The following is a 10,967-nucleotide window of genomic DNA, read 5'->3' as shown; positions in this document are numbered from 1 at the left end:
CCAGGCATGATAACGTCCAAACGTTCGGCCGATCATACGTCCAAGTTCGGCGTACGTCGGATTCTCGCCATCAGCGGCAAAATAAATACCGGTCGCGTCACTGGGATTCGTTGACACGCGACGGCCTTGGCTGGCCGCTAAGATCAGTGCTTTGCTCAGGTCCTCGGCGTGGATCACTGACACTCGATCGTCGTGGAATCCGGGAGCCATGTGGAAGCCAAACTTGGCGATTGTTTTGAACATTTCTAATCCGTCATGATCGCCGGAGCCCAAGACGATGGGGGGCCGCACAATCGTCGTTGGGACATCCGCGGCAAATCGCATCGCCGCTCGTTCTCCCGCCAATTTGCTGCGTCCGTAATTTGATACCGGGTTCGGAGCGTCTGACTCGGTGCGAGGCTCCGGTCCTGGCGATGGGCCCGCCGCGGCAAGAGACGAGACAACCACTACAACTGGCGACTGGTCACGTTCCGCACAACACTTTGACACATTCGCAACCCCATGTTCATTAATTCGTGCGTAGTCGCGTGCATGTAAACATTTCGTCACGCCGGCAAGATGATACACCTCGTCCACGCCATCGAGAGCACGCGAGATCGAGCTGGGGTCTGTGACATCACCGGTTACAAAACGCGGCGCAAATGGTTCGAGTCGGCTGCGGTCGGAATGTTCACGGACCAAGCAGGAAACCTCATGCCCCCGTCGCATCAGCTCGCGTACCAAGTGAGCGCCAATAAACCCAGACGCTCCAGTCACCAAAGCATGAGTCATGATACGCCCTCTTCGATTGAAGTTAAACTTGAAGATTCCAACACTGGCCAAGGGCTCCACCTCGGCTCGCACGTGACAGCACCGTCCGCGATGCATTGCTACGTCTGCAAACGCAAAATCCAAACGCAAAGTATGTGCCAAAGATGGAGGGACCACCTCGAAAAGGACTGCTTGTTTAGTGTGTCTATCTTAAGAGGCAGTTCATATTTCCAGCGGATCCCGCTTCCCGCTGAGCAAAATCGCACTCTAATCCCATCGCGAGAATGGTCCCGCAGCGGCATTGGCACTATTGAGTGTACTCCCCCAATTGGACTGGCCCCAGTTTTTTCTGCAAATTTCTGAGGAACGTGTGACATGTTCGCTGGGGTCATGCCACGTATTTCGCTCGATGGAGGTTCGGCGGAGACGAAAGTGCTGGAAAGTTTTTTTCCGCCGTGATGCCCAAACTTCGCTTCGGCCTACGATTTTCACTTGGCTTTTCAAACCGTTGGCGTGCTACTGAGGGCGGTTGATGGATGGTTTAACGATCAAACCAATCGGGCCTAAGATCAACGCGACGGGGATCCCGAAACAGGCTCCATAGATTCCGCCCTTCAGCATCCACTGCACGCTGCCCGGGGGCAGCATTTCGGCGCTTGCGATTGCAAAAAAGCAGGCGACCGTCGAACCGATAGCGCTGGCAACTATCGACGGGGGCGACTCGAGTCGGCTTCGCATTCCGATCGCGACCAGCGCTGCTACCGCCGTGCCGATCGCAATGCCTGGGGCGCCTTTCACCATCGGCCACGACAGATAGCCCACCGCCAGCACGACGAGTAATCCGATTGCCGTGGCCGCGACCGTCGCTAGCTCTAGTTTTATAATGCGATGTTTCATCATGGGTTCCTGCTTACCGAGAGCCTAATTGGTAGGATGGATTGCGTGAATTCTTAAACGAATTCGACTCTGTTTCCTCCACTCATTGGACGACATCCCTTGAAACGTTTGCCATCTGCCATGCCCCTATTGACGCTGATCATCGTCGCGATGGGCGATCACGCCGCGTTTTGTCAAACGACCGCCGCACCGCCGCTGCCGCTCGCTCATGCCCACAATGATTATGCGCACTCGCGTCCGTTGCTCGATGCGCTGGATCATGGTTTTACCAGCGTCGAAGCAGATATCTATCTCGTCGATGGGGAATTGTGGGTCGCTCATTCCCAAGATGAACTGAAACCCGAACGCACGCTTCAATCGCTTTACTTGAACCCACTGCGCGAGCGAGTACAGCAGAATAACGGATCGGTGCATGGCACCGACGAATCGTTTTATCTGCTGATTGATATTAAGAGTGCAGCCGAGCCCACCTATGCGGCACTCGCGAAAACTCTCGCTCGCTATCCCGAATTGATCTCGGTGGTTCGTGACGGTCAACTGCAACGCAAAGCGATCCATGTGATCGTCTCTGGCAATCGGCCGTTCGAAATGATGACTGCGGAATCCGTACGTTACGCGGGCTTGGATGGCCGGTTAAGCGATTTGGATTCGCCACTGCCAAGCCATTTGATGCCGCTGATCAGCGACAATTGGCGTAAACATTTTCGCTGGAACGGCAAAGGAACGATCAGCGCCGAAGACCAACAAAAGTTGGACCAAAAGATCGCATCTGCGCATGCTCAGGGCAGACGCGTTCGTTTTTGGGCGACCCCGGATACCCCGGCGATGTGGCGTGTCCTGCACGACAGCGGTGTCGACATGATCAACACCGACGATCTAGCTGGACTGGAAACGTTTCTTCGCCAAGCAGGCAACGATCGCTAGTCCTCTAGCGTTGGCTGTACTTAGCGATTTCCGTAAACCGGAGCCTTCCAATCTTTGGGCAATCGGCCTTGCGGTTTCACCCCGTAGGCGTCGCTGGGGATCGGGTGATCGTCGGCGGTCAGCAGTGGCAGATCGTCGGGTAGATGCTTGATCTTAAAATCTTTGTACTGGATCTTCATCGCAGGCCCGACGTGCACTTGGACGGCCAACACACCTTCGAGTGAACGTCCCTTCTCGTCCAAATCGATCAGGTCGGCGGTCGGATGCCCGTCGATCCAATGTTGATGATGATTGCCACGAACCAAGACGCGGTAATCGTGCCAAGCTTCGGTGTCAAAGTCCTTGATCGCTTCACTGCCAGCAAGTTTTCCAACCACCCACGGTTGTCCCTTGCTGTCGATAATTACTTTCTCGCCGGTGTGGGAAAGGATTCGGCGTCCCTTTTCTTCGTAAAGCATTCCGTTGTAATTGGGATTATCAGCGACGACATCGCATTGGTAGCCGGTCACGATGTCCAATCCAAGATCGGGACGCGATGTGCCACGATACTGAAGCCCACTGTTGCCGCCGGAGGTGACTTTGACTTTGACTCGCAAATCAAAATTGCGGATCGTCGAGTTCTTCCACGTGATGAAGCGGTTCATCTTGAGCGAGCCATCGGTCACGCCGGTCAACGCACCGTCTTGCACCGACCAATACTGCGGGTCGCCCGACCACTGACGCAGTGTCTTGCCGTCAAACACACGGACGAAGCCATCTTTGTCTGCTCGCGTGCCAACCGCCGCCGAAGCCTCGGGATGAGGCGCCGTCGAGGGCGTGAAACCTTTCAACGGATCAAGCGGACCGCCTAGTTCATCGACGCGATCGGTGGTCCGTTGACGCATTGCTTTGAGCGTTTCTGCATGTTCGGGATCCAAGGCCAAATTGACCAATTCGTCAGGGTCGTTTTTCAAATCGTGCAAGAATTCGTGGTTGTCATGATCAAAATAGCGAACGTATTTGTAGCGTTCGTTGCGGATGCCTTCGAAGGCTGGAATCCGATTGCGAACGGCGAAGTGTTCGTGAAACGATTCGGTCCGCCAATCGGCTGGTTTTTGTGAGTCCACAATCGGTTTCAGAGAATGACCTTGATAACGCTTGGGAACTTCGACGTTCCCCCAATCCAAGAATGTCGCGGGTAGATCTAAGTTTAACGCGATCGCGTCGCTGACTTTGCCTTGCTGAGTTTTTGGTACTCGTGGATCCGCAACGATCATCGGCACGCGAAGTGCTTCCTCGTAATGCGACCACTTGCCGGCAAAACCACGGTTGCCCATGTAGTAGCCATTGTCGGCCGAGTAAACGATGATCGTGTTGTCAGCCAATCCGGCTTCTTCCAATGCGTCGATAAAACGCCCGATTGCGCCATCGATACCGCTAACCATGCGGTAATAAGCTCGCATATTGGTTTGATATTTTTCGTCGGTATTCCATCGCCAAAAATAACGTTCGCGATTGATGGTGGTTTTTAGAAAGTCGGGTTGTCCGTCGAAGATCGCGGGATCGCCGAGTCGCGGTGGGGCGATTTGGACATCTTCGTACATCCCGTCAACCGCGCGAGGCCATGGGAAGTGACCGATCCCAGGGCGACGATCACCGTCTTCGGCATGGCAAGCGTTGAACCACATGTTCAGTGCGAACGGTTTGTCCTTGGGCTGATTCTTGACAAACTCGATGCCGCGATCAACGATCAATTCGGTTTCGTGACGCAAACTGCCATCGGCTTGTTTTTTGTAGTACGGGTTTCGCCCAATCGCTTCGAACTCGTCAAAGTGATCTTGGTTTCGATAGCCCGCAGGCATCTTGGCGTGCCATTTACCGAAGTAGCCAGTGCGGTATCCGTTTTCTCGCAACAGGTCGCTGTACAAGGTCTCCACGGCATCGGCTCGCGCCGTGTCTGGATTCGCGGAGGTACCGAAACTGCGTCCCGTTAATCCCGACAGGATGGTGGTGCGGCTGACCCAGCAAATGGCTTGGCTGACAAACGCGTTTTCGAATCGTGTGCCTCGCGCGGCCAACGCATCAATGTTGGGCGTTTGAATCACATCGTTGCCGTAGCAGCCAATCGTGCTGGTGGTTTGATCATCGGCAAAGAAGAACACGATATTGGGACGCTCGTCGGCACGCGATCGTCCAGGCATTAGCAGCAGCGCGGTAACGACGATAAGCGATAGCACAGAGAAATGTTTTTTCATCATGGCGGTTGGGAAACGAGGGAAAGGTTTTTTTAGATAGGGGGGATGTATGACTTGACTATTCAAAGTCACTTGTCATCTCGGCTCGTGACTTCAGCAACCGCTGCGTGATGTCGGGTCGAGATTCTGCAACATTATTTTTCTCGCCAATGTCTTGGCTTAGATCCGCAAGAAACAGTTTATCCTTCAATCGGCCACCGTCTTTGCGCTGGGTTTCGTTGATTGACGTGTCACGAGGGTTGCCAATCAATTTCCAGTTCTCCTCGCGGATCGCCCACTGAGCGTTTTTGCCGCCACCACCAAACTGCCAATAAAACGTTTCGCGTGGCGGCTTTGCATCATGACTCAAAACATCCACGATCGAAACACCATCGAGCGTGTTTTCAGGCGGTTTTACGTCGCACAGCTGACAAAGCGTTGGCAACCAATCACAAGCGGTCATGAATTGGTCACGTGTTTGGCCGGCGGGGAATTTTGACGGAAAGCGAACGATCGATGGAACTCGAATGCCCCCTTCGAATAGCGAAAACTTGGCTCCCCGATAGGGCCCGGCGTTGCCGCCACCACCAAAGGCGCGAATCTCGGTGCTGTGGCCATGGTCGGCTTGGTAGATGACGATCGTGTTTTCGCTCAGCCCACTGCGATCGAGGTGCTCGATCACTTCGCCAATGTACTGATCCATCGTCGACAAAAACGCACCGTACTCACGGCGGGGGGATGGCAGGTCCTTGTAACGCTCGAGCCAATCAGGAGTTCCTTGATAGGGGTAGTGCGGCGCGTTGAACGCCCAATACAGGAGCCAGGGTTGATCGGACGGTTTGTCGATAAACGTTTTACAGCGATCCACCATCAACTGAGGAAAATACTCGCCCGGTCGATAGACTTCGTGTCCGTTGTCAAACAGGTCATGACGGTTCGGCCCGGCCCAGAAAAAGAAGTGCGAGTAGTTATCGATACAGCCACCAAGATGGCCAAACCAGTCCTCAAAACCTTGCCCCTTCGGATTCTTTTCTGCCGTCTGACCGAGATGCCACTTGCCGACTTGTCCGGTGCGATATCCCGCGTCACGAAAGACTTCGCCGATCGTGACTTCTTCGGACCGCAGATCGCCGTTGCCAGGTTGTCCCGCGCGTGCGGGGTAACGTCCCGTCAACAATCCCACACGACTCGCCGAACACACCGGTGCAGCCGAATACATCTGAGTCAGCAGCAGTCCTTGGTTGGCCAAGCGATCCAAATTCGGCGTCTGCAAATCGGTGACGCCCAAGCACCCCAGATCGATCGAGCCTTGGTCGTCGCCGTAAATGATCAATACGTTGGGTCGTTCGGCCAGCGATGGTTTTGCAAACGCCGCCAACAAGATGGTCAACGCTACGACGGCAGCAATCCAAGAAAATCGAATCATGGTCAGGCTTGGGTTAAGAGATAGCGAGGTAGTGACGGGGCACCGAACGGTCCGTGTCGTCCAAGAACGTCCAGCTTAATAAGATCACAACCCGACGCGTATGTTTTAAAGTTGCGTGTTTATCTTTAGGGGCAAAGCCCCGGACGTTTACCTAGCCCAGCCCAACGGGCTGGGACCAAGAAAACCAATGAATGGAAGGGCCAACGGTCCGGCCGTTTGCTCGGCCTTAATGACAGCGGTTGGCAAATTGCTGGGCCTTTGGTCCGGGGAACGTCTTCAAAGCGGGTTGTGATGGTGATTGCTTAGCGGTCTCAGGTGATCACTCGGCGTGATAGCCTCGCCACATCCATACCAACGTGTCATCCAACGTGTGCTCGAACACTTTGCGGTCACAGTGCCGTGTCGCTCGGCTAAACACGTAGCGGTAATCATATCCCTTTGCTTCTAGTGCTGCGGCAGTCCGCTCATTGGCCATCACCCAATTGTGATGCGTTCTCTCGGGATCGTTCGCGCGGTTGTCGTTCTCGGAAACATGCGTAAAGATCCGCAGAGGCTTCTTTTCGCTGTTGGCGATCAATTTCATGCTCGAATGGTATTCCCAAGCACCCAGCGGGTAGTCGGCTTCTTCGGGAGCGTCGTCGTCTTGTTGGTCCACAAAGGTGCCCGAGTAAGTGATCAAGCGGCGAAACAAGTCGGGGCGAAACCAGCCCATCGTCAGCGCCGCGGCGCCTCCGGAACTGCATCCCATCGCGGCTCGGCCCCATGGGTTTTCGGTAAACGCAATGTGGGGATAGGCCGCTTTGATTTTCGGGTTGTTGAGCACCGCGGGCAGAACTTCGTCATTAATGAACCGGGCATAGCGATCGGACATCGTGTCATATTCCAGTCCTCGTTCGCTTCCCTTGCCATCGTTGCCTCCGTTTTGGACCGCAATCGCGATAAAGGCGGGCAACCTACGGCTGGGATCTTTTGAGATCGTCAGATTATCGAGTGCGTTGCGGACCAAATCCAATCGGCTAGGACCATCCATCGTGACCAAGATCGGAGCCTTGTTCCCGTCGACGTAGGCGGCGGGAACATAGACAAAAATCTTTCGTTCCTTGCGGACTTCCTTTTTCGGGTTCAGCGTGGTGTCCGTGCCCGGAAAAATCTTGCTGTCGGCAAGTGGCATCGTGAATTCAAAATACTTGCCCTTCGGATTTCCTCGGTCGGTTAAATCGGGATCGATCGAGTAATTGGGGCCGACAATGTGCTTGCCGTTGCCCTCGGTCCCAGGATTTTCGGAATAGGTGTCCGCCGCCGACGCGAGACTGCAGCTAACCGGGATGGCAAGCAGGGCGACGAAGCAAGTGGACGTCAAACGAACGATTGATTTCATGAACATCGAGAACTTTGCGGAGAGATATTGGGTGCGAGTGTGGCTACGCGATCACGTCGTTGATGATGCGGCCGTGAACGTCGGTTAACCGAAAATCGCGACCGGCATAGCGGTAGGTCAATTTCTTGTGATCAAATCCCATCAACTTCAGCATCGTGGCGTGCAAGTCGTGCACATGCACGCGATTTTCAACCGCTTTGAACCCAATCTCGTCGGTCATCCCAATCGTCTGGCCGCCTTTGACACCGCCGCCAGCCATCCACATGGTGAAGCCATGATGGTTGTGGTCTCGACCATTCATCTTGCCCTGGTTCGAGCCTTCTTTGGGCATCTCGACCACCGGCGTCCGGCCAAACTCGCCACCCCAAATCACCAAGGTTTCTTCGAGCAAACCGAGCCGTTTCAGATCGGCCAATAGCGCCGCGATTGGCTGGTCGACTTGGCCGGCGAGCCGTTTGTGGCCGGCGTTCAAGTCGTCATGGTTGTCCCAAGGTTGTCCGGCTCCGGTGTAAAGCTGAACATACCGTACGCCTCGCTCGACCAATCGGCGGGCGATCAAGGTTTGACGCGCAAAATCGCCGGGGCCATAGGCTTTTCGTACCGCCGCCGTCTCTCGCGAAACATCAAACGCGTCGGTTGCTTCGTACTGCATCCGGTACGCCAGTTCAAACGACTGGATTCGTGATTCCAATCGTGGGTCTTCCAGACGCTGCGCTGCATGACGCTGGTTGATCGACGCCAGCAGGTCCAATTGTTGACGCTGGTCGTACTCCGAGACTCCGGGCGAGCGAATATTGTCGATCAGTTTGTCGACACGCTCGTGACTCGAATCGATATAGGTGCCCTGGTATTTACCCGGCAGGAAGCTGTTCTGCCAATTTTGAGACTCTTTGATCGGGTAGCCACCGGGGCACATGACGATGAACGATGGCAGATTTTCATTCTCGCTTCCAAGTCCATACGTCATCCACGATCCGACGCTGGGGCGGACCAGTCGTGATTCGCCCGTATTCATCAACATCAGCGAAGGTTCGTGATTGGGAACATCGGCATGCATGGAATTGATCACGCAGATGTCGTCGATGTGCTCGGCTGTTTTGGCGAACAACTCGCTGACGTGAATTCCACTCTCCCCGTAGGGTTTGAACTTGAACGGAGACCCCATCACGTTGCCGGTGGGACGTTCTGTTTTTAAGGTGCCGGTGGGCGCTGTTTTGCCATCGAACTTGGCCAGTGCCGGTTTGTAATCGAACGTGTCGACATGGCTCGGTCCCCCGTTCATGAACAGATGGATGACGTATTTCGCTTTGGCGGGAAACTGCAGCGGCGAAGATCCAGCGGCCATCGCGTCTCGGCTAAGCATGTCGCCCAATGCGACCGCACCGAAACCGGTACCACATCGGCGCAGCATTTCACGACGCGAAAGAGAAGACGAAAATGGATTCATCGAATCGCACTCAGGGAGGGAGGAAGGGAGGGAAGGCGGGAGCGAGCGAGGGGGGATCTTGAGGACGCTGTTATTCTAACGGATCTCGCCAGCGTGTCGTGGGCAATTTCTAGGTGTCCGTCTGTAGGTGTCCGTCAGGGGCGTCCGATCCGAAACAATGAAAACGCGATTGTCGCACGCCTCTCCGCGAAACAAACCTCGTTTACAGTCCATGTCGTTGCATGGGACTCGCTAGCGGTGCGTCCAAAACATCCTTGCAGTCGGCGTTCCGCTGCTTCCAGGACTACTGCTTGCGGGACTACTTCAGCTCTTCGAAGCCTTCGAACGCGTCGTCGCCGCTCGCCATCGGTTCACCGCCAAATCCATCGTCTGCGGGCACTTCGGCTGCGACCTCGTCGCCGGCAAAACCTTCGTTTTCGCCGAACGCTTGCTCTTCCGCTTCCTCGGGCATGGCCTCGGGGTCGGCGGCTGCCTTGGGCTCTCGCGGTTTACGGTTGCCCATTAGCGATACAATCGGTACCGCCAGGATGACCGCGACGAGAAAGACGACCCAGAGAATGAAATAGATCATCGATAGATGGCAAAACTCACGAGGAACGAAGGAAAACGTGGGTCTGTTAGGATAGTTGCCGCACGGCGACCACGCAACGAAAACATCCGCAGATGCCCGCCATCTATTATTCGTAATTCCATTTCATGATCCACGGATCCTGCATCTCTTTCTGCATCGCTTTCAGCTTGGCCTGGTAACGCTCCAGGATATCTTTGTGCCCTTCGCTGTCGGCTAGATTGCTCGTTTCATTGGGATCGGCCGCAATGTCGTATAGCTCGAATTGGGGGCGGTGGACATAGCCGTCAACCGTTTTGTTGCCGTACGGCGCGTCAGGCCCTTTGTTCCACTGAGCCTGCCAACTGCTGGCGGCCCACAAATCCGAGGCGAACGGGTACGGCAGCGGATAGGCGATATTCCAGATCAATTTGTACTTGTCGTCGCGAACGACTCGCATCGGGTAGTACATTTGGATTTCATGGAACGTGTGCGAGGCAAAGATGGTTTCATGATGCGGTTCGGACGGGGTTGCCAAACAGTGCATCCATGATTTGCCGTGGTAGGAGTCGAATTTTTGACCGCCGTCACGATTGTCTTTCATCGCCTCGTCACGCTCGGCCCAGTACTTTTTGACGTTGATTGGATTTTTGGGGCCGTTTGTTTTGGGATCCAGTCCGCCGGCGAAATCGAGGATCGAAGGAGTGATGTCGATGTGGCTGATCAGGGTCTCGGATTCGACCCCGCGTTCGCTTTGGTAGGGATCGCGAACGACAAAGGGAACTCGCAGCCCTCCTTCGTAGACAGTCGTCTTGCCTCCGGCGAACGCCATTCCGTGGTCGGCGGTAAACACGATCATCGTTTTGTCGTAGAGATCGTTGGCCTTCAGGATTTCGACCAAGCGAGCGACGCCTTGATCAATCCGTGAACACGATTGGTAGTACTGAGCCAACTCTTCGCGTGTCTCGGGCGTGTCGGGCAAAAACGCAGGCACGATCACGTCCGCAGGATCGTAGAACACCTCGTCGACGCCGGGGTAAGCCTTGCCGTTGGGCTTGTTGCCAAATAGATCGGGCTTCAGTTCGAGCTTGCTGGTTTTGTCCACGCCGCCACCGCGATGGGGGTCCGAGGTGGCAAAGTACAAAAAGAAAGGCCGATCATCGCTCGAATCGGTGATGAAGCCGCGACTCGCATCGGCCATCTCAACGGCGTTGCGTGAATTGCCTTTTAGATAGGTTTCAAAGTGATAAACCGCCTCGGGCGCAACGTGGTACTTGCCGATCTGTCCCGTGCGGTAGCCTGCGTTCTTCATCACTTGCGGCATCGCCAAACCGACCACGTCGTGAAACGACGCAAATTTGTGGTAGTGGTGTTGGTGACCAAAT

Annotated in this window: 9 protein-coding genes; 1 reads left to right on the top strand and 8 read right to left on the bottom strand. The window is 55.0% G+C overall.

Annotation, left to right across the window (positions count from 1 at the left end; translation table 11 throughout):
- The coding region (locus tag ABX962_RS18975; protein ID WP_372721603.1) for an NAD-dependent epimerase/dehydratase family protein at positions 1-771 on the bottom strand (771 nt) is incomplete at its 3' end.
- 495 nt (positions 772-1,266) lie between these two features.
- Entirely contained in the window at positions 1,267-1,650 is a 384-nt protein-coding gene (locus tag ABX962_RS18970; protein ID WP_372721602.1) for a hypothetical protein, read from the bottom strand.
- A 96-nt stretch (positions 1,651-1,746) separates the two neighbouring features.
- On the opposite strand from ABX962_RS18970, the gene ABX962_RS18965 reads away from it, so the two are divergent.
- Positions 1,747-2,571 (top strand): phosphatidylinositol-specific phospholipase C/glycerophosphodiester phosphodiesterase family protein, encoded by an 825-nt coding sequence (locus tag ABX962_RS18965; RefSeq protein ID WP_372721601.1) that lies wholly within the window; start codon positions 1,747-1,749, stop codon positions 2,569-2,571.
- Positions 2,572-2,591: 20 nt separating this feature from the next.
- Here ABX962_RS18965 and ABX962_RS18960 read toward each other — a convergent pair whose 3' ends face one another.
- From ABX962_RS18960 to ABX962_RS18935, 6 genes are all read right to left on the bottom strand, one after another.
- The gene (locus ABX962_RS18960) at positions 2,592-4,808 is read right to left on the bottom strand and encodes a sulfatase-like hydrolase/transferase (protein WP_372721600.1); all 2,217 of its coding nucleotides are present in this window, start codon (positions 4,806-4,808) and stop codon (positions 2,592-2,594) included.
- Between the two features lie 55 nt (positions 4,809-4,863).
- Entirely contained in the window at positions 4,864-6,210 is a 1,347-nt protein-coding gene (locus ABX962_RS18955; protein WP_372721599.1) for a sulfatase, read from the bottom strand.
- 319 nt (positions 6,211-6,529) lie between these two features.
- Positions 6,530-7,588 carry an alpha/beta hydrolase gene (locus ABX962_RS18950; RefSeq protein WP_372721598.1) on the bottom strand — a complete coding sequence of 353 codons (1,059 nt, stop codon included), beginning with the start codon at positions 7,586-7,588 and terminating at the stop codon, positions 6,530-6,532.
- A 43-nt stretch (positions 7,589-7,631) separates the two neighbouring features.
- Entirely contained in the window at positions 7,632-9,035 is a 1,404-nt protein-coding gene (locus tag ABX962_RS18945) for a DUF1501 domain-containing protein (protein ID WP_372721597.1), read from the bottom strand.
- A gap of 298 nt (positions 9,036-9,333) precedes the next feature.
- Positions 9,334-9,606 (bottom strand): hypothetical protein, encoded by a 273-nt coding sequence (locus tag ABX962_RS18940; RefSeq protein WP_372721596.1) that lies wholly within the window; start codon positions 9,604-9,606, stop codon positions 9,334-9,336.
- A 106-nt stretch (positions 9,607-9,712) separates the two neighbouring features.
- On the bottom strand, positions 9,713-10,967 hold a 1,255-nt coding region (locus tag ABX962_RS18935), incomplete at its 5' end, for a sulfatase-like hydrolase/transferase (protein ID WP_372721595.1).

Source organism: Novipirellula sp. (genome assembly GCF_041583735.1).
Classification (GTDB): domain Bacteria; phylum Planctomycetota; class Planctomycetia; order Pirellulales; family Pirellulaceae; genus Novipirellula.
Note: the sequence above shows the minus strand (reverse complement) of the source record. Positions and strands in the feature narration are given on the sequence as shown.

Excerpts from the sequence above, each read along its gene's own strand:
- ABX962_RS18955 (WP_372721599.1), bottom strand. The coding sequence starts at position 6,210 with ATGATTCGATTTTCTTGGATTGCTGCCGTCGTAGCGTTGACCATCTTG.
- ABX962_RS18940 (WP_372721596.1), bottom strand. The coding sequence starts at position 9,606 with ATGATCTATTTCATTCTCTGGGTCGTCTTTCTCGTCGCGGTCATCCTG.
- ABX962_RS18950 (WP_372721598.1), bottom strand. The coding sequence starts at position 7,588 with ATGAAATCAATCGTTCGTTTGACGTCCACTTGCTTCGTCGCCCTGCTT.
- ABX962_RS18945 (WP_372721597.1), bottom strand. The coding sequence starts at position 9,035 with ATGAATCCATTTTCGTCTTCTCTTTCGCGTCGTGAAATGCTGCGCCGA.
- ABX962_RS18960 (WP_372721600.1), bottom strand. The coding sequence starts at position 4,808 with ATGATGAAAAAACATTTCTCTGTGCTATCGCTTATCGTCGTTACCGCG.
- ABX962_RS18970 (WP_372721602.1), bottom strand. The coding sequence starts at position 1,650 with ATGATGAAACATCGCATTATAAAACTAGAGCTAGCGACGGTCGCGGCC.